14 protein-coding genes, 1 tRNA gene and 7 pseudogenes are annotated in these 21,219 nt (G+C 67.3%); 10 read left to right on the plus strand and 12 right to left on the minus strand.

Annotated features, from left to right (window positions below; genetic code table 11):
- The 4 genes from GJ632_RS06235 to GJ632_RS06250 all read right to left on the minus strand — a co-directional run.
- Positions 1–1,689: serine hydrolase domain-containing protein (locus GJ632_RS06235; protein ID WP_343161054.1), on the minus strand; the 1,689-nt coding region annotated here is incomplete at its 3' end.
- A complete protein-coding gene (locus GJ632_RS06240) occupies positions 1,682–2,407 on the minus strand; it encodes a class I SAM-dependent methyltransferase (RefSeq protein ID WP_191452424.1) in 726 nt (241 codons plus the stop codon). The genes GJ632_RS06240 and GJ632_RS06235, both read right to left, overlap by 8 nt.
- Before the next feature lie 186 nt (positions 2,408–2,593).
- Positions 2,594–3,517, minus strand: a complete 924-nt coding sequence (locus GJ632_RS06245; protein ID WP_191452425.1) for a hypothetical protein — start codon at positions 3,515–3,517, stop codon at positions 2,594–2,596.
- Positions 3,518–3,687: 170 nt separating this feature from the next.
- The gene (locus tag GJ632_RS06250) at positions 3,688–4,299 is read right to left on the minus strand and encodes a hypothetical protein (RefSeq protein ID WP_191452426.1); all 612 of its coding nucleotides are present in this window, start codon (positions 4,297–4,299) and stop codon (positions 3,688–3,690) included.
- A gap of 323 nt (positions 4,300–4,622) precedes the next feature.
- Between GJ632_RS06250 and GJ632_RS06255 the strand changes: the two are divergent.
- The 6 genes and pseudogenes from GJ632_RS06255 (at position 4,623) to GJ632_RS23150 (ending at position 12,423) form a co-directional block, all read left to right on the plus strand.
- Positions 4,623–6,022: pseudogene (locus GJ632_RS06255) on the plus strand (FAD-dependent oxidoreductase).
- A 238-nt stretch (positions 6,023–6,260) separates the two neighbouring features.
- Positions 6,261–7,117 (plus strand): annotated as a pseudogene (locus GJ632_RS06260) (universal stress protein).
- Between the two features lie 202 nt (positions 7,118–7,319).
- Positions 7,320–9,457 (plus strand): annotated as a pseudogene (gene katG, locus GJ632_RS06265) (catalase/peroxidase HPI).
- 378 nt (positions 9,458–9,835) lie between these two features.
- Positions 9,836–11,061: pseudogene (locus GJ632_RS06270) on the plus strand (CaiB/BaiF CoA transferase family protein).
- A 400-nt stretch (positions 11,062–11,461) separates the two neighbouring features.
- Positions 11,462–11,977: a hypothetical protein gene (locus GJ632_RS06275; RefSeq protein WP_197427907.1), complete on the plus strand. Its 516-nt coding sequence runs from the start codon at positions 11,462–11,464 to the stop codon at positions 11,975–11,977.
- A 272-nt stretch (positions 11,978–12,249) separates the two neighbouring features.
- A complete protein-coding gene (locus tag GJ632_RS23150; protein WP_231751371.1) occupies positions 12,250–12,423 on the plus strand; it encodes a hypothetical protein in 174 nt (57 codons plus the stop codon).
- 234 nt (positions 12,424–12,657) lie between these two features.
- Here the strand turns inward: GJ632_RS23150 and GJ632_RS06285 are convergent, their stop codons facing one another.
- The 5 genes and pseudogenes from GJ632_RS06285 to GJ632_RS24950 all read right to left on the minus strand — a co-directional run bounded on the left by GJ632_RS06285 (position 12,658) and on the right by GJ632_RS24950 (position 16,455).
- The gene (locus GJ632_RS06285) at positions 12,658–13,143 is read right to left on the minus strand and encodes a hypothetical protein (protein WP_089811389.1); all 486 of its coding nucleotides are present in this window, start codon (positions 13,141–13,143) and stop codon (positions 12,658–12,660) included.
- On the minus strand, positions 13,136–13,825 hold the full coding sequence (locus GJ632_RS06290) for a nucleotidyltransferase domain-containing protein (protein WP_089811391.1): 690 nt from the start codon (positions 13,823–13,825) through the stop codon (positions 13,136–13,138). Before GJ632_RS06290 ends, GJ632_RS06285 begins: the two co-directional genes overlap by 8 nt.
- A gap of 270 nt (positions 13,826–14,095) precedes the next feature.
- Positions 14,096–14,168 (minus strand) — tRNA-Arg (locus GJ632_RS06295).
- A 53-nt stretch (positions 14,169–14,221) separates the two neighbouring features.
- On the minus strand, positions 14,222–15,640 hold the full coding sequence (locus tag GJ632_RS06300) for an MATE family efflux transporter (RefSeq protein WP_191452435.1): 1,419 nt from the start codon (positions 15,638–15,640) through the stop codon (positions 14,222–14,224).
- A gap of 228 nt (positions 15,641–15,868) precedes the next feature.
- Positions 15,869–16,455: pseudogene (locus GJ632_RS24950) on the minus strand (2Fe-2S iron-sulfur cluster-binding protein).
- Between the two features lie 163 nt (positions 16,456–16,618).
- On the opposite strand from GJ632_RS24950, the gene GJ632_RS21960 reads away from it, so the two are divergent.
- The gene (locus GJ632_RS21960) at positions 16,619–16,792 is read left to right on the plus strand and encodes a hypothetical protein (RefSeq protein ID WP_177232725.1); all 174 of its coding nucleotides are present in this window, start codon (positions 16,619–16,621) and stop codon (positions 16,790–16,792) included.
- A gap of 51 nt (positions 16,793–16,843) precedes the next feature.
- Here the strand turns inward: GJ632_RS21960 and GJ632_RS25805 are convergent.
- Together GJ632_RS25805 and GJ632_RS06310 are read right to left on the minus strand one after the other, a co-directional pair.
- Positions 16,844–16,999, minus strand: a pseudogene (locus tag GJ632_RS25805) (alpha/beta fold hydrolase); the annotation flags it as partial.
- An 89-nt stretch (positions 17,000–17,088) separates the two neighbouring features.
- A pseudogene (locus GJ632_RS06310) lies at positions 17,089–17,841 on the minus strand (alpha/beta fold hydrolase); the annotation flags it as partial.
- Between GJ632_RS06310 and GJ632_RS06315 the strand changes: the two are divergent.
- Positions 17,840–18,583, plus strand: coding sequence for a winged helix-turn-helix domain-containing protein (locus GJ632_RS06315; protein ID WP_191452428.1), 744 nt, complete (start codon positions 17,840–17,842; stop codon positions 18,581–18,583). The pseudogene GJ632_RS06310 and the gene GJ632_RS06315 overlap by 2 nt on opposite strands.
- 46 nt (positions 18,584–18,629) lie before the next feature.
- On the opposite strand, the gene gnd is transcribed toward GJ632_RS06315, so the two are convergent.
- Entirely contained in the window at positions 18,630–19,526 is an 897-nt protein-coding gene (gnd, locus tag GJ632_RS06320) for a phosphogluconate dehydrogenase (NAD(+)-dependent, decarboxylating) (RefSeq protein ID WP_089811408.1), read from the minus strand.
- Positions 19,527–19,636: 110 nt separating this feature from the next.
- Between gnd and GJ632_RS06325 the strand changes: the two genes are divergently transcribed.
- The gene (locus GJ632_RS06325) at positions 19,637–20,035 is read left to right on the plus strand and encodes a CBS domain-containing protein (RefSeq protein WP_089811410.1); all 399 of its coding nucleotides are present in this window, start codon (positions 19,637–19,639) and stop codon (positions 20,033–20,035) included.
- Between the two features lie 71 nt (positions 20,036–20,106).
- On the plus strand, positions 20,107–21,204 hold the full coding sequence (locus GJ632_RS06330) for an aminopeptidase (RefSeq protein WP_191452429.1): 1,098 nt from the start codon (positions 20,107–20,109) through the stop codon (positions 21,202–21,204).
- Positions 21,205–21,219 lie beyond the last annotated feature (15 nt).

The following is a 21,219-nucleotide window of genomic DNA, read 5'->3' on the forward strand; positions in this document are numbered from 1 at the left end:
TCCGTCGCTCTCCGCGTCGTTTCGACCGCCGCTGTCGCTCTCCCCGCCGTCACGGCGCGCTCCCCGCACCCGTCGCCACCCGCGCCGGACGCGACATCCGACCCGTCCGGCCAGCGAGAGGCCGAACCCGGCCGCGGTCCCGCCGACGACGCTCCCGGTGAGGAGTCGTCGCTCGTGGAACGGCACCGGGAGGTGGACGCCCGTGGGGTCGCTGTTCGCGTTCATCGCGGTCACCGCCCCGTCGTCGACTTCGAACGCGAGCACGTCGCGTCCGTCGACCGCTCGGTACACGTAGGGCTCGGTTTCGACCCACTCGCGGGCGTCGCCGCCGGCCGTCGTCGTGCGGAGTCGCCCGTCGCCCGCGGGTTCGACGGCGACGTGTGCGAGCACGTCGGCGACGTGCAGCGGACCGGCGTTCGGGAGGTTGGTGGGGCTGTACTCGCCGGCGACGGTCTCGGCGCGCGCCCGACCGCCCGGCTTCGCCGCTGGCGCGCGCGCCGGCGACGGCAGGAGGTCGAACGCCGCGAGTATCTCGTCGACGACCGCCGCGGGCGACTCGCCGGCTCTGGCGTTGTAGTTCACGAAGACGCCGACGCCGCGGTCGCGGGACAGCACGAGCCGACTGGCGAAGTCGACGGTCGCCCCCGAGTGGCCGACGAGTCCGGCGTCCGGACCGCCGTACTCGTGGAACCCGTACCGCCAGTTGGTGACCGCGGGGTGGCGCACGTGGTGTCTGTCGTGCATCGCCTCGACCGTCTCCGGGTTCAGGACTCGCCCCCCGTCGACCGCGCCGTCGCCGAGGTGGGCGCGGACGAACGCGGCCACGTCGCTCGCCGTCGCAGTCATCGACCCCGCGGGGCGCATGTTGACGAACGTCTCGTCGGCGGTGGTGAACCCCGTCCCGTCTCGCTCGTGTCCCGCCGCGGGGTCACCGGGGTGGTCCTCCGGGACCGGCTGTGCGAACGTGCTGTGGCTCATGTCCAGCGGCTCGAAAACTTCGGACTGGACGTACCCCTCGAATGTCGTCCCGTGGGCTTCGGCGACGACGTGACCCGCGAGCGCCGCCCCGTAGTTCGAGTAGCCCACCAGCGCTCCCGGCGGGCGCACGCGGTCCGGTCGCTCCTCGGCGAGCAGCGTCTCTAACGGAGCGAGGGCGTCCGGGTTCGCGACGATTCCAGGATCCAGCGCCGACGCGAAGCCGGCGGTGTGGGTGCCGAGGTGCCGGAGCGTCACCGGCTCGTCGTCCGTCTCCGGGACGGTGACCGCGGAGTCGTCGAGGTACGCGTTCACGTCCTCGTCCAGCGAGAGGACGCCGCGCTCGACGCCCTGCATGACCGCGGTCCACGTGATTAGCTTGCCGACCGACCCGATGCGGAACGGCGTCTCGTCGCCCCGGGCCGGAACTCCCGCCTCGACGTTCGCGGAGCCGTACCCCGCGACGAGGGAGGGCCCGCCCTCGACGACGACGGCGACGCTCGCGCCGGGCGTCGCGTCGCCGATTCGCCCGCGCATCCGCTCGTCCACGAACGCCGCGAGTTCGTCTCGACTCTCGAACGGGTCCGAACCGAGCGACTCGGCGTTCCGGCGGGCGACCCCCGTCGCTCGCGTCCGGTCGCTCGCGAGTCCCAGACCGGCGATGCCCGAAGCGCCGAGGGCGGCGAGAAACCCGCGCCTGGAGACGCTACTCACGGCCCACCTCCGTCGCCGGCGCCGGTGCGGCGTCGATTTCGACGACGAGGCCGAAGAACCGGTCCCGCACGCGCTCGATTTCGAGGCTCGTCTCCCGGACCGTCACTCGCGGCTCGTGGTTCAACCGGCAGCCGGTCTTCTCGTAGTGGGCGTCGGCGCGCCGGTCCTGAAGCCACGCGACGGGGCGGACGTCGCTGCGGCCGTGTTCGAGGAGCAGCACCCGACCGTCCGGTTTACAGACCCGCCCCATCTCTTCCAGCGCCGTTCGCGGTTCGGGGAACGTACAGGTGGAGAACGACGAGACGACGGTATCGAAGCTGTCGTCGTCGAAATCCAGCGCCTGTGCGTCCATCCGGCGGGCGGTGCCGTCCAGTCCGAGGCGGGCGAGTTCCTCGCGGGCGTGGCTGAGCACTCCGTCGCTGACGTCGACGCCGACGACGGCGTCCGCCGCGCGGAGGTAACGAAAGTTCCTGCCGGTGCCGCAGGCGACGTCCAGCACCCGGCCGTCGGCCCGCCCGAACTGCCGGCGGCGGTAGCGACCCGCGAACAAGCGGTCGAGTCGCCGCCACCGCGCCAGTCCGTCGGCCACCTCGTCGTACGCGTCGGCTATCTTCGCCGCCGACATCGAGTCTCGCTCGCTCGACTGCCGTCGCTCGGTGCCGTCTTCGTTCGTGCGATTCCGCCGGTCCGTCGGTCCGCGTGAGTTACTCGATTGCATCTCGACTCCGACCGAGATACGGCTCCGCGACGCCGATAAAATTATCGGAAATTTGATAATTTGTCGGGTTCGTTTCAAAACCGCAGTTGAGCGACTGGGACGGATTCGAGCGCCGTTCGCGCCGTTTCGGCGTCACTCCGCTGCGAGCGCAGCCGCTCGCTCAACGGCGATTTCGTAAGAAATCTGTCACGAACGCGGCAGGTCGCCGCTCTCGCGTCGCACGCGCTCGGTCCGCGTCACCGTCGCCGACGAGTCCAGTCGGAGCCGAACCGCGTCGTCGCCGCGACGCAGCACGGCTTCGTACGCCGGGGGGTCGTCGGCGACGCGTTCGGACGTCCAGCGCCCCTCGCGGACGTGTTCGTGGAACTCCCAGACGGCCTTCGTCGTCACGTCGACTCCCCGATCCCAGTGGAACGCAATCGACGCGGGGTGGTACGCCACGCTGTAGGTCAGCGGGCTGTTGTACTCCCGGAGGCACGCCGCGCAGTCGCTCTTCGCGAGGAAGGGGTCGGCGTCGGGCAACGGACTGTCCGGGAGGTGGACCACCTCCGTCGAGAGGTCGCCCCCGCACTCCGGACACAGTCCGCGGCGAATCTGCCGGTAGTCCTCGGCGCTCCGGAGCGTCACGCTCCGGACGAGGTCGTCCGCGTCCCGCCGTCTGACCTGCGCGGGCGTCACCGGGTGCCCCGCAACCTGCGTCTCACACGCGGTGCAGTCGACGCGGAAGAACTGGTGGTCGAGGCTCGCTTCGAGCGCCTCCGCCCCGCAGAAGACGCAGACGCCGGCGACCGGTTCGGGGCCGACCGACGCCGGTCGCTCGTAGTTCCCCGACAGGATGAACCGGACGATGCGCTCGCCGGCGTGCGACAGCGAGTAGCCGTCGTCGCCCTTCCGGAGGTACGTCCCGACGAGTTCGCCGAGGTGGTACGACAGCTTCGAGGTGTTCTCGACCGGCACGTGCTCGTATATCTCGGAGAACGCGAGTTCGGCCGGCCCCGACCCGACCCCCGCGAGTTCGTACTGCGCGACGGCGACGGCTCGGAGGATTTCGACGCGGGTCTCGTCGGCGAGGAGTCCGAAGACGTCCGCCGCCGAGCGCTCGTCTGTCATGATTCTCGGTGGCCGACATCACGCCCGCGTCGATATTGATCCCGGGCCGTCCGCGGGGCCGTCGCCGTCCGACGCGTCGTGGCGCGTCCGGACTCGTGGCCCGTCGACTCCGAGGGGACGGGTCCCAGACCGGCGTCCACCGCGGCGACGCCCGGACGGGCGGCGACCGACTACCGCGCGACGGCGGCGTCCCGACGCTCGGCGCGGATTCGCTCCGTCACGTCGGCCAGCAGGTCGCGGGGCACTCGGTCGGCCGGGTACGTCCGGCTGCTGCCGTCGACGAGGCCGATTCGGAGTTCGCCGTCCTCGTGGGTGACCGCCGCGAGACGGTCGTAGGGGAACTCGGTCGCGCCGTCGGCCACCGTCCAACTCGTGGTGAACAGGTCCACCTCGGCCCCCTCGTGGACCCGGAGTGCACGCTCTCCCACGGTCAGGTTCGTGAGTTCGTATCGCTTCGACGGGTCGAGGCCGGGGACGGAGCCGGTACCGGCGCGCAGCGAGTGAACCGTCGCGTCGCCGGGGGTGTCCGCCGCCGCGGCGCGTCTGGCTCGGGTCGCACCGGTTTCGAGCGCGTCCGCCGCGCGGCGGTTCACGGCTCGAACGCCGGCGGCCGCCAGCGCCGGTCCGCCGAGGAGGATAGCACCGCCGAGCCAGATGCGGTCGGCGGCGAGGAGGAAGTTGAGACCGAGCATGAGCGCCAGCACCACCGCCCACGGCCACTGCCAGCCGGCGGTCCACACCGGCCCGAACACGCCGACGTCCAGCGACCCCTCCTCGGCCATCGCGTCCCCCCCGCGGCGCTGCCGCGTCTGCCGTCTGCGACGCTCCCCCTCGCGCAGTCGTTGTCATCACGTCGTCCGACGGGCTCTGCCGGAATAAGTATTGTGAAAATCTATCAATATAGGTGTTCACCGAAGCGTTCGAATGCTCTCCCACAGCAGCGTTCGACGGCTGAGATAGCCGACAAAACACGCTTCTGGAGATATTAGAGTCGTCTAACCACGTCTACTCTTCCGACTGGGGACTAGCAGACCCAATTCGGTGCCGGATAGATGTGCATAAAAGGCACAATTTTATTCGACGGCGGGTCGAAGCACTAGACGTGATGGACCCGATAGTCATCGTCGGCGGGGACGCCGCCGGAATGAGTGCCGCGAGCAAGTTCAAGCGGGAGGCTCCCGACCGCGACGTCGTCGTGTTCGAACGCGGCGAGTGGGTCTCTTACGGGGCGTGCGGGCTGCCGTACTACGTGAAGGGGGACGTCGAGGAACTCGACGACCTGGTGTCGCTCACCGCCGCGGAGTTCGAAGAACGTGGTATCGACCTCCGGACCGGTCACGAAGTCGTCGCCATCGACACGGACGAACGGACGGTTCGCGTGGTCGGCCCCGACGGGGAGTTCACCCAGTCGTACGAGGACCTCCTCGTCGCGACGGGCGCGCGAGCGCTCGAACCGCCCATCGCGGGGACGGACCTCGACGGCGTGTTCACGCTCCACGAGATGGACGCGGCGGCGAGAATCAGAGCCTACCTCGGTCTCGACGCGCCCCCGGTTGACGACGGCGCGGGCGAGTCGGCCGGGTTCGACGATGTGAGCGAAGTGGACGCCGTCGCCGTCGTCGGCGGCGGCTACGTCGCGTCGAGATGGCCGAGGCGTTCGCCGAACACGGTATCACCGTCCACCTGTTCGAGATGCTCCCCCACACGCTCCGGCCGTTCGGTGCGGAGGCGGCGGCCGTGGTCGAGGAACACCTCGAAGACGAGGGGGTTCGCCTCCACCTGAACACCGCCGTCGAGGAACTCGCCGGCACCGAGTCGGTCACCGCCGTCGTGACCGAGGACGGCGAGGTGCCGGTCGACGCGGCCCTGCTCGGGGCCGGCGTGGCACCGAACGCCGAACTGGCCGAGCGCGCGGGCATCGAACTCGGTCCGACCGGCGCCGTCGCCACCGACGAGTTCGGTCGGACGAGCGCGGACCACGTGTACGCCGCCGGCGACGTGGCCGAGGCGCGCAACGTCGTCACCGACGAACCGGACTACGTCCCCCTCGCGCTGACGGCGAACCGGGCCGGCCGCGCCATCGGAGCGACGCTCGCCGGAGAGCCGACGCGAACGGGCGGGATAGCCGGGACGGCGGCGCTGAAAGCGTTCGACCTCGAAGTGGCGCGGACGGGTCTCGTGGACGAGGACGCCGCACGCGAGGCCGGGTTCGACCCCGTGTCGGTGACGGTCACCACCGGGTCGCGCGCCCACTACTACCCGGGGAGCCGTGAGATTCAGATAACCGCCGTCGGCGACGCGGAGAGCGGGCGACTCCTCGGCGCGAGCATGGTGGGCCGCGAGGGCGTCGCGAAGCGCATCGACACCGTCGCGACGGCACTTCACGCCCGCTTCACCGCCGAAGACGTGTCGATGCTCGACCTCTCGTACGCGCCGCCGTTCAGCCCCGTCTGGGACCCGGTGCTGACCGCGGCGAAGGTGCTGGACGGGAAGCTAGCCGACTGACCGCCGACCGACGGGCGAGCCGACGAGGCCGCCCGCAGCCGTCAGAATAGCACACTACAAACAATTCTACACTCGTGAGTGAGTCCCCCGAGACACTCCTTCTGGCGAGCTTGTACACGGCAAATATCCTAACGATGGGAGTGAATGACGGGTATCGGACTTCTCTGATTTGCGGCCGAGGCGCTTTTGGTATTGTTCTACCAAAACAATATTACTGGTAGCGACCGTATCTCCGTTCATGCGAATCGTATTTGCCACCGACCTGTCCGACGCGAACAAGGCGGCGATGGAGTCCAGAACCTGTCTGGAGTGTCTCGACAACATCGGCGTGACCGAGGTTCACCTGATAACGGTCGTTCCGGACAACGTCTCCAGTGGGCTGCCCGGGATGGACGTGGCGACGGACGCGCACAAGGCGCTCGGCGCTCAGCGGGAGGTGTTCGAGGAGGCCGGCTTCGACGTGGAGACGCACGTCGCGCGGGGGACGCCGCACCGACGCATCAACGGGCTCGCCGAACGCGTCCACGCCGACATGATCGTCGTCGGGTCGCGCGGGGAGTCGCCGCTCCGCAACCGACTCATCGGCGGCACCGTGCGGAACGTCGCGCGGACGGCCGTCAAACCGCTGCTCGTCGAGCGCATCGAGAAGACCGAGGAGGGCCACGCCGTCAAGAAGGAACACCTGTTCCAAGACGCGCTGTACGCGACCGACTTCTCGGAGAACGCCGACCGGGCGTCGACTTCTTCCCGGAGTTGACGGGTGCGACCGAACGGGCGTACCTGCTTCACGTTCGCGGGCGCGAACAACAGCGAGGCGACCTGACCGAGGAGGAGGCTCGGGACCGACTCGAGGCGATGGCCACCGAACTCCGCGACCGGATGGGCATCGACGTCGAGACGAACGTCCGTACCGGCGGCGTCCTCGACGAGATTCTCGCCGAGGAGCGACGCGTCGGCGCGACCACGACGCTCGTCGGCGCTCGGGGGACCAGCAGGCTCCGCCGACTCCTCCTCGGCGACACCGCCGAGTCCGTCGTGGCGCAGGGGAACAACAACGTCCTACTCGTACCGCCGGGGTCGGCCACGCCGCGGTAGCGTCGCGGTACGCCGCGGTCTGAGACGCCCCCTGACGGGGCCGCCGCCGACCGTCGACTCGCGACGAGTCGACCTGCCCCGCAGCCGGAACGTAACCTCTCCCTGATATTATTTCATAGTACAGCTAGAATATTGGGCTGCAGAGAAAGATTCGTTTCCGAATTAGACAATCTTAACAGGCGAAAGCGACAACTGTCCTCTGATGAAAGGGTCCAACAAGGACTGGTGGCCGAATCAGCTGAACGTGGAGATTCTCGACCAGAACGCCCGTCAGATCGACCCGATGGGCGAGGAGTTCGACTACGCGGAGGAGTTCGAGAAACTCGACTTCGAGGCCGTGAAGTCGGACATCGAAGACGTGTTGACGACGTCGCAGGACTGGTGGCCGGCCGACTACGGCCACTACGGTCCGCTGATCATCCGGATGGCGTGGCACAGCGCCGGGACGTACCGCACGACCGACGGCCGCGGCGGCGCGTCCGGTGGGACGCAGCGCTTCGCACCCCTCAACAGTTGGCCCGACAACGCGAACCTCGACAAGGCGCGCCGACTGCTCTGGCCCGTCAAGCAGAAGTACGGCCGCAAGCTCTCGTGGGCCGACCTGCTCGTCCTCGCCGGGAACGTCGCCTTAGAGTCGATGGGATTCGAGACGTTCGGCTTCGCCGGCGGCCGCGAGGACGCCTTCGCACCCGACGAGTCCGTCTGGTGGGGCCCCGAGAACGAGATGGAGGCGTCCGAACGCTTCAGTGACGACGGCGAACTGGAAGAACCGCTCGGCGCCACCGTGATGGGACTCATCTACGTGAACCCGGAGGGTCCGGACGGTCAGCCGGACCCCGAAGCGTCGGCGGAGAACATCCGAGAGTCGTTCGGCCGGATGGCCATGAACGACGAGGAGACGGCCGCACTCATCGCCGGCGGACACACGTTCGGGAAGGTCCACGGCGCGGACGACCCCGACTTCCTCGGTCCCGAACCCGAGGCGGCCCCCATCGAGGCGCAGGGCTTCGGCTGGGAGAGCGACCACGACTCCGGGAAAGGGGCCGACACGATTACGAGCGGCATCGAGGGACCGTGGACCAGTGCGCCGGTCAGCTGGGACATGGGCTACCTCGACAACCTGCTGGACTACGAGTGGGAACCCGAGAAGGGCCCCGGCGGCGCGTGGCAGTGGACGCCCAAGAACGAGGAGCTTCACGGCAGCGTGCCGGACGCGCACGACCCGTCGGAGAGCGTCGACCCCATGATGCTCACGACGGACATCGCCCTCAAGCGAGACCCGGAGTATCGCGAGGTAATCGAGCGCTTCCAGGACAACCCCCGCGAGTTCCAGGAGGCTCCTCGCGAGCGTGGTACAAACTCATCCACCGCGACATGGGCCCGCCGTCCCGGTTCCTCGGTCCGGAGGTTCCGGACGAAGAGATGCTGTGGCAGGACCCCATCCCGGACGCCGACTACGACCTGATCGGAGACGAGGCGGCCGCCGAACTCAAGGAGGAGATTCTCGACTCGGACCTGTCGGTCTCTCAGCTGGTCAAGACCGCGTGGGCGTCGGCGTCGACGTACCGCGACAGCGACAAACGCGGCGGCGCGAACGGGGCCCGCATCCGCCTCGAACCCCAGCGGAGCTGGGACGTGAACGAGCCGGACCAGCTCGAGACGGTCCTGAGCACGCTCGAGGAGATTCAGGAGGAGTTCAACGTCTCGCGCTCCGACGAGACGAGAGTCTCGCTCGCCGACCTCATCGTGCTGGGCGGTAACGCGGCCGTCGAGAAGGCGGCGCGGGACGCCGGCTACGACGTGACCGTGCCGTTCGAGCCCGGTCGGACGGACGCCTCCCAGGAGCAGACCGACGTCGAGTCCTTCGAGGCGCTCGAACCGGACGCGGACGGTTTCCGCAACTACGTCGGCGACGGCGTCGACCGACCGGCCGAGGAGTCGCTGGTCGACAAGGCGGAACTGCTCAACCTGACGGCACCCGAGATGACGGCGCTCGTCGGCGGCATGCGCGCGTTGAACGCCAACTACGACCAGTCCGACCTCGGCGTCTTCACCGACGAACCGGAGACGCTCACCAACGACTTCTTCGTGAACCTGCTCGACATGGACTACGAGTGGGAACCGGCCTCCGAGTCCAGAGAGGTGTTCGAGGCGCACGACCGCGAGACGGGCGACGTCGAGTGGAGAGGCTCCCGCGTGGACCTCATCTTCGGCTCGCACTCCCGGCTCCGCGCCATTGCGGAGGTCTACGGCAGCGCCGACGCCGAGGAGAAGTTCGTGCGCGACTTCGTCGACACGTGGGAGAAGGTCATGAAACTCGACCGCTTCGACCTCGAGTGAGCTGAGTCGCGAACCGGGGGTGAACTGTCCCCCGTGCCAGTTCTCGACCGAAGCGGCCACCGGTCCGATTCGGACGGTGACTCGGTTCGGTCGGTGTCCGTTTCTCTCTTCCTCTCTGCTGCTCTCGAATCGTCCGACGAGGTCCGCGGATTACTCGCGTTCACGCCCGTGGCCCGTCACCGTCCCGTCCCGTTCGGACCACCGATAGAACTAACGACGCGCGAGCGTTCGTCGGGTACGATACGAACGCATGGACGAGAACGATAGCCAAGTCCGCCCGGAGTCCGACGGCGCGACGAAACGACGTGTCGACGGCGCGCGACCGGTCGAGCGCTCTCGGACGCGAACCGACGGGGTTCTCCGCTCGCGAACCGACCGATGACCGGCGAAGCCCGTACGCCGGACGGCGACACCGGACCGCTCGACGGACTCACCGTCGTCGACGCCTCCCGCGTCCTCGTGGGGCCGTTCTGCACGATGCAACTCGGTGACCTCGGCGCGGACGCGTCAAAATAGAGCGCCCCGGGAGCGGCGACCAGACCCGCGGTTGGCGGCCGCCGTCGTACGGTGACTCCGAGGAGAGCGCCTACTACCTGAGTATCAACCGAAACAAGCGGTCGGTCACGCTCGACTTCTCGACCGACGCGGGGCGCGAGGTGTTTCGTGACCTCGTGAGCGAGGCCGACGTCCTCGTCGAGAACTTCCGCGTCGGGACGATGGAAGAGTGGGGACTCGACTACGAGGACCTCCGCGCGGAGAATCCCGAACTGGTCTACTGTTCGCTGTCCGGTTACGGTGAGTGGGGACCGCACAGAGACCGCCCCGCGTACGACATCATGATGCAGGCGGAAGGCGGTCTGATGAGCATCACCGGCGAAGCGGACGGCCCCCCCGTTCGAGTCGGCGTCGCCATCGCCGACATCGGGGCGGGGATGTACGCCACGCAAGCGATTCTCGCCGCCCTACTGCACCGCGAACTCGGTGACGGGACCGGACAGAAAGTCGACGTCAGCCTCCTCGACGGCCAAGTCGCGTGGACGAGCTACATGGCCTCGAACTACTTCGCGACGGGCACCCCGCCGGGGCGGATGGGAAGCAAACATCCGACTATCACGCCCTACCAGGCCTTCGAGACCCGCGACGATTACGTCGTCGTCGCCTGCGCATCCGAACACATCTGGCCGCGGTTCTGTGCCGCGTTCGACCTGCCGCACCTCGTGGACGACGAGCGCTTCGCGACGAACGCCGACCGCGTCGAGAACCGAGACGCCCTCGATTCGATCCTCGACGCGGAACTCGCGACGTACACGACCGACGAAGTCGTCTCGCGCTGTCGCGACCACGACGTTCCGGTCAGCCCCGTCAACGACATGGAAGACGTGTTTTCCCACCCACAGGTCGACGCTCGCCGCATGCACCAGACTGTCGAGCATCCCACGGCCGGCACCGTCGAGATGGCCGGGTGCCCCATGCACTTCTCGGAGACGCCGTCGTCGATTCGCCGCCATCCGCCGCTCCTCGGCGAACACACGGAGGAGGTCCTCCGGGAGTACGGGTACCGACCCGAGGACATCGAGCACCTGCGCGACGTGGGTGCCATCTGAGGTATCCGTACTCGCTCTCCGATTGAGACGGGACACGCTGTCCGGTCCGTCGAGTGACGTCTCGCTATGCGTCGTCTCTGGCGACGGGTTACTGATGTGTGCACTTCAGACGCGCTGAGAGTGGAGTAGAACCGAACGGACCCGACGGGCGTCACGCGAGCGTCAGCGAGCGTGACTACGTCGGGGAAATGAGCGAAGCGAACGGACCCGACGGGCTTTCGTTCGTTGGATGAACGAGGTCTAAATTTCATAGGAATACGGGACTGTACGGCGCAGTTCTAGCGTGGCCAGTCAACCGTATTTTTGGATTCATTTCGTTCACCAGACGAACGTTGTTCATTCCTTTTCCTCATATTTCCAACCTAGTGGATATATGTTCTACCGCTTCGTAGATTCGAGTATGCCCGACGAAACCCGGAACGACTCTCGCGCTTCGATGACCCGGGGTGAGCGAATCCGCGCCGCCGCTCGGACGCTCCGAACGCCTCGAACCGCGTCGTGGGTCGCGAACGAGACAGAAGCCTCCGTCAAGACGGCACAGAAGTACCTTGACCAGCTGGTCGAGGACAACGTCCTCCGGAAAATCGAGCAGGGTGACCAGACGCTCTACTGCGTCGACCAACTCATGGCGATCTATCGCGAGGTCGCGACACTCCAGCGGGAGCACAGCCGCGAAGAGCTGACGAGTGCCCTCGACTCGATGCGGAGCACAATCACGGACTGGAAGCGATCGTACGACGCCGAGACGCCGGGCGAACTTCGAGCCAGTATCGCCGACCTTGACGACGCCGACGAAGTCGAGGAGCGCCGGAAGGTCGCCAGCGAGTGGGAGCACCTCGACGACCGCATACCGATCGTTCGGGCGGCGCTCAACGAGTACGACTGGGCGACCGACCGAGACTCCATCTCCGCCTGACCAGATGGGGCTATCAGGAACTGTCGATAGCTCGGTCTACGAGGGGTTGAAAGATGTCTTGCAGCGAGACCCTGCGGTCACCTCGGTATCCTACGAACCGAACAGCATCGTCAAGAAATTCATCCAAGCACAAGTCGATCCGAATCGAGTCGTGCCGACGACTGGTCCAGAGTCACCGACACTCGACGTTGAGTGGCGCTTCGTTGGAGACGAGTCACAGTTTCGGATACATTACGGAGACCCAAACACAGGGTTCAACTGTGGGTGGCATCGTGACGACGATCATCCAGAACTGGGGGGACGTTCACTTCCAGTATTACCACCCGGTATCGGCTGAGACCAACCACAAGGCTGTGGAGTTCGAGAAGCAGATTCCGACGGAGATTCTGTGGACGGTTCTGGACAGATTGTTTCAAGAGCAGCTTCCGGAACTCACGATGGAATAGGTAGAGTTGGAAACGAACGAAATCTTCGGCAGTTCGTTCGTTGAATCGAAGAATGGATTTCTGGAGCCTCTTTGGGCTGAACGTGCGGCTTTAGAAGATGACCGACCCGACGGGAGTTCGGTCAACGGATGGACGAGTCGTTATTTCGAATGTCTCAGGCGCTCTGAAGCTTGCGTAAGACACCAGCATGGTTCGCCACGGAGCCAAACATTTGGTTCACTCGCTGAACGATGCTTATTCGCAGATACACTCGTGCTTTTTCGCGGACTGGTTCACGACGTACTCGTGTGTCTCCGACCCGAGTCCGTACATCCTCTCCGCACGCTCTCTGGCAGCGAGTCCATCCTGATAGTACGTCTTGGCTCGATGGTTTCGCCAGAGGTCCTGAAGATTTTCGGCGACGTGTTCCGAGAGTATGCCGCGTCTCGCCGCTTCGGTGTACACGCCCGGATGCGTTCCGGGCAGGTCTCGTGGTTCGACGCCACCTTCGAGCAGTTTGAACTCGACGACTCGCTCGACGGCGACGAACGACGCCTCGATGACCAAGGTGTAGAATCCCTGCTCCAGCAGTGCCTCTGCACCTGCGAGCATTCGGCACGACTTACGGAGTTGAAGCACGTCCGCCTCGTTCGTCTCCAAGCCATCCTCGACCTCGTCGGGTCGTCGGTCGAAGGCGGCCTGCACTTCGTCTACGAGCGTCTCGATTCGGTTGCTACTCACTACTCACCACCTCTGTTCGGATCTGTTGGAACTCGTCGCCGCCGTAGACGGTGACCCCTTCTCGGAATATCTCGCGTAGCTTCTCCCCTGCACGGCGAGCGCTCTCGCCGGACTCGACGAACGGTTCGACCGTGTATCGGTCGCCGTCGAATCGTTCCTCGCCCAGTTCGTTCGCTACGTCGGAGACGAGACGACGTGCGACGGTTCGGTCGCCGTCGACGAGGACGAACGCGTCGATGTCGCTCTTCCTGTCGGCTTCGCCGCGAGCGACGCTTCCGAACACGAGGACGCCGAGCAACTGGTCGACGTCGTCGGCGTCTCCGATTGCCGTCTCGATTCGTTCGACGAACGCCCGAATCGGAGCGTGGTACTCTGTCTGTTCGATGCCGAGTATCGGGTCGTCTTTCTGTAACTGCGCGGGATCGATAGCGACGTACTTTCGCTGCGCGGTTTCGCGTACCTGTACCACGCCGAGGTTTTCGAGAAACTCGACTGCTCGCCAGACCGTCGACCGACTATGGTCCGTGACGTCGGCGAGTTCTCTCAGCGTGAACTCCGACTCGTGGGCGTCGACGATGTGCCGCAACACCGCGTCGGCCGCACGGAGTCTGAACACTCTCGTATCGTCGCCGGGGGCGATTCGGAGGCAGACACTTATACCTTGTTTCGTCTCGCCGGACACTGTCTGATTCTGTGCAACGAGATATAATAAACGTTTCCTCGATCAGCGTGAGAACAGAGACCTGTTTGCTGAACGAATGCTCCGACAGTTCGTTCATCAGGTTGAAAAACAGCACTACAGGCCCTGAAAAAGAGCATAACTGCCTCAAAGAACCAACGGACCTGACGGGATTTGAACCCAGGTCGTTCCGTTCGCTTCGCTCACGTCACTCCCTGCTTCAAATCCCGCGGCTGTCGCTATTCTACGCTCACTTCGTTCGCGATAGAATAGCGGACCCGACGGGATTTGAACCCGCGACATCTTGGTCCGGAACCAAGCACTCTGTCCACTGAGCTACGGGCCCTCGAACACAGATACCGACCGCCGGCGCTTAACGGTTGTGAACCGTGACCCGTCTCACTCCGCGGCCGCGTCGGACTGGTCGATGACGGCTCGCTTCCACGTGCCGCGGGTGAACCACGCGGCCGCCGCGATAGCACCGAGAATCTGTCCGACGGCCATCCCGATCCAGATGCCCGTCTCGCCGAACCCCTGCACGAACGACAGGTAGTACACGATTGGGATGCGGCCGAACCAGAGCGCGAACAGCGAGAACGCCAGCGCCGTCTTCGTGTTGCCCGCGCCGCGGTAGGCGCCGAGGACGGTCTGGAGGACGCCGATGAAGCCGAACTCGAAGGCGCGGATTCGGATGTACGCCGCGCCGAGTTCGATGGTTTTCGCCGCCGACTCCGTCCCGGTGCCGATGAACACGCCGACGATGGGTTCGGCGAAGACGTAGGCGACGACGCCGATGACGACCATGACGCCCGCTCCGACTTTCGCGGCCAACCAGACGGCGCGCTCGGCCCGGTCCGGTTTCTGCGCGCCGAGGTTCTGCCCGACGATGGTGTCCGTCGCCCGGCCCAAGCCGAGAGCGGGGAGGAACACCAGCGAGGTGAGTCGGTTGCCGAGGCCGTACGCGGCGACGACTTCGGGGGAGAAGGTGACCACCATCGCGGTGAGCGTGATGAAGCCGAGCGCGCTGGCGGACTGTTCGAGGGCGCTCGGGACGCCCAGTCGGACGATCTGTTCGATGTACTCGCGTTCGGGGACGAAGTCTGCCAGTTCCACGTCCGGCCCGGCGCTCGTCCCGAAGATGACGTAGAGGCCGATGACCGTCGCGACGGCGCGCGAGAGCACCGTCGCGACGGCGGCGCCGGTCACGCCGTAGCCCTCGAATCCGGTCGCGGCGAACAGCGTGGTTTCGACGCCGCGGAGGCCGAGCATCCCGAACAGCGGGTTCGACTCGAAGCCGAAGATGAAGATGGGGTCGACGACGACGTTGATGGCGACGCTGACGAACATCACGACCATCGGGGCGCGCGTGTTGCCGTACCCGCGCATGAGCGACGAGAAGACGAAGAACCCGAACAGGAACGGCAGACCGAGGAAGAACACGCGCATGTAGTCGCCCGCAAGGGGGATGACCTGCCCCGCCGTCGCCGCGGAACTCGGGAGGACGCCGAGCATCAGATCCGTCGCGGCGAACCCGACGAGACCGACGACGACGGCGATGACGCCGATGAACGAGAACGTCTGCCCGGCGACGGTGCCGGCGGACCCCTCCTCTTTCGCGCCGGTGTACTGCGCGACGAGGATGGTGCCGGCGACGGTGAAGCCGCCGCCGACGGAGATGAGGAGGAAGATGAGCGGAAACGCGAGGCTGATGGCGGCGACGGCGTCCGTCGAGAGGCGGCCGAGCCAGACGGTGTCCGCGAGGTTGTAGGCGACCTGGAGCAACTCGGTGACGATGATGGGCCACGCGAGGGCGAACATGGGGCGTCGCAGGTCGCCCTCCGTGAGCGAACCGCCGTCTGGAGGGGCTGAGGCGGGCACAGAACGGTAGGATGGACGCGTCCCGGTTTCAAGCCGTCGAAACGGGAACGAGTCGCCGGATGTTTCGAACCGAAATAGGGCGTCCGGTCGACGCGCGGCTCGAACGTCGGACGCGGCCAGAGAAACGAGCCTCGGGGGGACGCGGATGCGTCGTGGTCGCGAGTCGCGTTACGGCGCTTCGCCCGTCTCGATGGTGAAGTCGGCCTCGGATAGGCGACGCAGGTGAGGGTGTACCCCTCGCCGAGTTCGGCGTCGTCCAGCATCTGCTGGTTGTCGTGGGTGACGTAGTCCTCGGAGTTACCGCCGGAGGTGATCTGTCCGGCACAGGAGACGCACTGGCCCTGCCGACAGGCGTACGGCAGGTCCCAGCCCTCGTCCTCGCCGGCTTCGAGGACCGTCTCGTTGTTGGCGACTTCGATGGTGTCGCCCTGCTTCGTGTACTCCACCTCGAAGTACTCGACTTCGTCTTCGGGGATGTCGGCGGGACTCGTCGACTCGTCTTCGGCGTCGCCCTCGAGTTCGGCGCCCTCTTCGCCGCCGGCGACGGCCCCTGCGGCGACGCCGCCGCCACCGATAGACCGGTTCATCGGTTCGGGGAAGTCCGTCTCGGGGACCGTGCTCGCCCGGCGTTCGAGGACGTCCTGCGAGATGTCCCCGGTGGCCTTCCACTCGGTCCCCCGCGAGAAGTGCAGGGCGACGGCGATGACCGTCAGGGTCAGACCTAGACCCAGCCCCACGAGGTTGATTTCGACCATGTCGGCGGCTACGGAGTCATGGGTTAAGGGGATTATGATTGTGTCCACCCGGGCGGCCGGTTGGGGGCGGTCAGTCTCTCGGTTCGGACCGGCCATCCGGTCCATCGTGTCCCGCCTCCACCGCCGACCGAACGGTTTTGCCCTCGCTCGCCGTCTCTCTCCTATGGCGAAAATCGTCTACGACGACGGGACGGGAACCGTCGAGTACGAAGCGCAGACCATCGAGTACGACAAGACCCGGCGCGCGTGGGTGATTCGACAGGAGGGAGAAAAGCCCGTCTCCGTCTACATCCCCGAGGGGCGCGTGTATCGGGTGGAGAAGCGCGGCGGCGCGTAGCGGAGGCTCGTCGCTCGACCCGAAGGACGGCCGTTCCACACGAACGAGGGGTCAGGCGGTGACCGTGGCGCCGAGGAACTCGGTCATCAGTTCGACGAGTCGCTCCGGGTGGTCCTCGGACACGAACGCGTACGAGTCCTCGATACGTTCGAGTCGGGCGTTCGGGAAGCGCTCGACCAACCGCTCGGCGTCGTCGAGGGGGAAGACGGGGTCGTCGACGCCCCACGCGACGAGGACCGGACCGTCGAACGACGGGACGCCTCGGCGGCCGCCTCGGTGTACCGCGAGGAGACGCCGAGGAGGACCTCGCGGAGGTCCCGCCGGACGGCGGCGTTCGTCCGCAACGAGTCGGTGTACGCGTCGAGGACCGCCGGTTCTATCGGGTGTTTGGCGAGCAGGCCGAACGCCAGGCGGCGGGCGGTCGCCGAACGGAGTGCACGGGCGAACAGCCCCGTCGCGCCGGGTATCCGCGCCCCCCACGTGAACGGGCGCGCCGCGGCCGGCGGGAAGTTATCGAACGCGTCGCAGTTCGTCAACACCAACCGCTCGACGCGTTCGGGGTAGGCGGCGAGGAACACCTGACAGATGGCGCCGCCCGTATCGTTGCCCACGAGCGTCACCCGTTCGACGCCCACGTCGTCGAGGAACTCGGCCAGCAGGTCGGCCAGTCCCGACGGCGTCAGGTCCGCGCCGGGGTCCATCGGAACGTCGTGGCCGCCGAGCGGGAGCGTCGGAACGAGGCAGCGGAACCGCTCCGAGAGCGGTCCGGCGACGTTCCGCCACAGGCCGCCGTCGACGAAGGCGCCGTGGACGAACAGAATCGGGTCTCCGGTACCCGCGTCCTCGTACTCGACGGTCCCCTGCGACAGCGTCGCTTCGAGTCGTCCGGCCGCGCTCCGGTCCGCGTGCGTCCGCTCTGCGTTCGTTCGGTTCATATCCGACGTATCGCCGCTCGAAGGCGTCAAGACTCCGACGCGGAAATTCCGAGCCGGGCGGAATCCGGGCTCGGGGTGCGGGTTTGATATGCGGAGCGGCGTATGCGACGACATGGACGGAGAGGACCTCACCGAGTTACTTCGGCTTCGTCACGACGTTCTCGGGGCACTCACCGACGACCCGCGCCCGCGACACGAACTCGTCGACGCCCTCCCGGACTCGAAGTCGACCGTCTACAAGGGTCTTTCACAGCTCCAGGAGGCCGGCCTCGTCGTACGCGACGACGACGGGTTCAGGCCGACGCTGTTCGGAACGGTGGCGCTCGCGCGGTACGACGCGCTCGCCGACACCGCCCGGTTCGGCGACATGCTCGCGGACGTCCCCGGCGACGCCGTCGACCCCGCGGCGCTGGTCGGTGCGACCGTGGTCCGTCCCGACGAGACCGACGCCGAGCGTCACGTCGAGGCGGTGTGGACGCTGCTGGGGGACGCAGAGCGCGCCCGGGCGGTCGCTCCCGTGGTCTCGCCCGGATACGTCGCCCGGTTTCGAGAGCTATTGGACGCGGGGTTGACCGCCGAACTCGTGCTTCCCGAGTCGGTCGCGGCTTCGCTCCGAGACGAGTACCCGGACGAACTGGCCGCCATCTCCGAGCGAGCCGCTCTCTACGAGACGACTGCGCCGGTCCCGTTCGGCGTCCTCGTGACCGAGGGCGCTCGGCCGCAGATGGCCATCGAACTGCGCGACGGTCCGCTCGTCAGCGGACTGATAACGAACGACACCCCGGCCGCCATCCGGTGGGCGGAGGCGACCGTCGACCGGTTTCGGACGAACGCGGTGCGACTCGACGCGCCGTGAACCGACGGTTCCCTGTCGCGGGGTCTGCTCTCCCCCCGACCCCGCTCTACTCCTCGCGGACGACCTCGTGCCGACCGAACCCGTAGCGCAGGCGGTTGGCGAGGCGGCGCGAGAACCGACCGTCGTTTCGGCTGTCGAACCGTTCGGCCAGCGCCTGGTAGATGAGCGGTACCGGAACCTCCTGTTCGAGGGCCTCCTGGACCGTCCACGTGCCCGTCGACCCGCCGGAGACGTGGTCGGCCACGTCGCCCAGGTCGGTCCCCTCCTCGCGGAACGCCTCCTCGCACAGTTCCAGGAGCCACGAGCGGATGACCGCGCCGTTGTTCCACGTGCGGGCGACGGCCTCCAGGTCGAGGTCGTAGCGGCCGTCGGCGAGGAGTTCGAAGCCCTCGCCGTACGCCTGCATGAGGGCGTACTCGACGCCGTTGTGGACCATCTTCACGTAGTGGCCCGACCCCGCCGGTCCCATCCGGTCGTGACCGGCGGGACCGGTCGCCACCGCGTCGAATACGGGCGTCATCGCCTCGTAGGCCCACTCCGGGCCGCCGACCATGAGCGAGAAGCCGAGTTCGGCGCCCGCGGGGCCGCCGGAGGTGCCGCAGTCGAGGTAGGCCGCGTCCGTCGCCTCCGCCCGGCGAACGGACGCCTCGAAGTGGGAGTTGCCACCGTCGACGACAACGTCGTCGGCGTCGAGGTGGGGGTCGAGTTCGTCCAGCGTCGCGTCCACCGCCTCGCCGGCGGGAACCATCAGCCAGATGCGCTTCTCGTCGTCGAGTCGGGACGCGAAGTCGTCGACGCTCGACGCCGGTTCGGCGCCCGCCTCGGCCGCCGTGGCGACGGCCTCCTCCGAGAGGTCGAACGCCACCACGTCGTGCCCGGCGTCGAGCACGCGGTTGACCACTATCTGCCCCATCCGACCGAGTCCGATGACGCCCAGTTGCATGCGTGGCCGTCCATCCGCGGGGGTGGTAGTGGTTCCGGTTCCGCCGACGGCGAGGACGCCCGTCCGCGGACGCGACGCGTCTATGTACCGTGACACCGTATCTCAGGACGATGCTCGAAGAACTCCTCGACACGGACGTACCGACCGCCGCACCCGACACCCCCGTCGCGGACGTCGCGGCGGCGATGCGCGAGACGGACGCCGACGCCGTCGTCGTCCTCGACGAGGACCGCCCGCTCGGCGTGGTCACTCCCGCCACGTTGGGTCGCGCCGTCGTCGCCGGCGAGGACCTGAGCACGGACGTCGTCGCCGACTTGCTCGACGGCGACCCGGTGACGATTCGGCGGGTGGCGACGCGCGCGGACCTCGTGGCCGTCTTCGCCCGCGAGGACGCCCGCGAGGCCATCGTCCTCGACGACGCGGACCAGTACCTCGGCGTCGTCTCCTTCGAGGACGTCCTCGCCGCCTACGGCCGGGAGTTCGACGCCCTCCTCGACCTGGTGGCGTGACCGCGTGACGCCGCGGCGGCGTCGCCTCCCGCAGACGCGTCGCTTTTTATCTCGCCGCGTGACGCACCGGTATGGACCCCAGAGTCAGAGACCACGCCGAGGTGCTGGTCGACTGGAGCGCGCGAGTCGAGGCGGGCGACGACGTGGTGGTGAGCGTCGCCGAGGGCGCCCACGAACTCGCCGTCGCCGTCGCCGAACGGTTGGGCGAACGCGGCGCGAACGTCGTCACCACCTACGCCTCCGACGAGGTGGCCCGCGCGTACCTCCTCGCGCACGAGGGGACGTTCGAGACGGGCGCACACGAACTCGCCCTCTACGAGAACGCCGACTCGGTGCTGTTCCTCGGCGGCGGCCGCAACACGTTCGCCACCGCCGACGTACCCGGCGAGACGCGACAGGCGTCGGCCCGCGCGTCCCAACCCGTCCGCGAGGCGCGGATGGACACCGACTGGGTGTCCACCGTCCACCCGACGCGTTCGCTCGCCCAACAGGCCGGGATGGCCCACGAGGAGTACCGGGAGTTCGTCTACGACGCCGTCCTGCGGGACTGGGAGGCTCTCGCCGACGAGATGGCGAACATGAAGGAGATTCTCGACGAGGGGTCGGAGGTGCGCCTCGTGAAGGGCGACGCGACGGACCTCACGATGTCCGTCGAGGGCCGTACCGCGGTCAACTCCGCCGCCTCCGTCGCCTACGACTCGCACAACCTCCCGTCCGGCGAGGTGTTCACCGCGCCGTACGACCCCGAGGGCGAGGTGTTCTTCGACGTACCGATGACCATCTCGGGGACGCGCGTGCGGAACGTCCACCTGACGTTCGCGGACGGCGACGTCGCGTCGTTCTCGGCGGAGTCGGGCGAGGACGCCCTCGCGGACGTTCTCGACACCGACGAGGGGGCGCGCCGCCTCGGCGAACTCGGCATCGGGATGAACCGCGGCATCGACCGCTTCACGGACAACATCCTGTTCGACGAGAAGATGGGCGACACCGTCCACCTCGCCGTCGGCCGCGCCTACGACGCCTGCCTGCCCGAGGGCGAGGCGGGCAACGACTCGGCCGTCCACGTGGACATGATAACGGACGTGAGCGAGGACTCCCGACTGGAGGTGGACGGCGACGTCGTCCAGCGAAACGGCGTCTTCCGGTGGGAAGACGGCTTCGAGGGATAGCCCGCGGACGAGGGG

The sequence above is a fragment of the Halogeometricum sp. CBA1124 genome, from assembly GCF_009741955.1.
GTDB classification, from domain to species: Archaea; Halobacteriota; Halobacteria; order Halobacteriales; family Haloferacaceae; genus Halogeometricum; species Halogeometricum rufum.

Bases quoted from the DNA above. Each gene is read 5' to 3' on its own strand.
- GJ632_RS06245 (WP_191452425.1), bottom strand. From the start codon at position 3,517: ATGACAGACGAGCGCTCGGCGGCGGACGTCTTCGGACTCCTCGCCGAC.
- GJ632_RS06250 (WP_191452426.1), bottom strand. From the start codon at position 4,299: ATGGCCGAGGAGGGGTCGCTGGACGTCGGCGTGTTCGGGCCGGTGTGG.
- GJ632_RS21960 (WP_177232725.1), top strand. From the start codon at position 16,619: ATGGCGAAAATCGTCTACGACGACGGGACGGGAACCGTCGAGTACGAA.
- GJ632_RS06275 (WP_197427907.1), top strand. From the start codon at position 11,462: ATGCCCGACGAAACCCGGAACGACTCTCGCGCTTCGATGACCCGGGGT.
- gnd (WP_089811408.1), bottom strand. From the start codon at position 19,526: ATGCAACTGGGCGTCATCGGACTCGGTCGGATGGGGCAGATAGTGGTC.
- GJ632_RS06330 (WP_191452429.1), top strand. From the start codon at position 20,107: ATGGACCCCAGAGTCAGAGACCACGCCGAGGTGCTGGTCGACTGGAGC.
- GJ632_RS06300 (WP_191452435.1), bottom strand. From the start codon at position 15,640: ATGTTCGCCCTCGCGTGGCCCATCATCGTCACCGAGTTGCTCCAGGTC.
- GJ632_RS06325 (WP_089811410.1), top strand. From the start codon at position 19,637: ATGCTCGAAGAACTCCTCGACACGGACGTACCGACCGCCGCACCCGAC.
- GJ632_RS06315 (WP_191452428.1), top strand. From the start codon at position 17,840: ATGGACGGAGAGGACCTCACCGAGTTACTTCGGCTTCGTCACGACGTT.
- GJ632_RS06240 (WP_191452424.1), bottom strand. From the start codon at position 2,407: ATGCAATCGAGTAACTCACGCGGACCGACGGACCGGCGGAATCGCACG.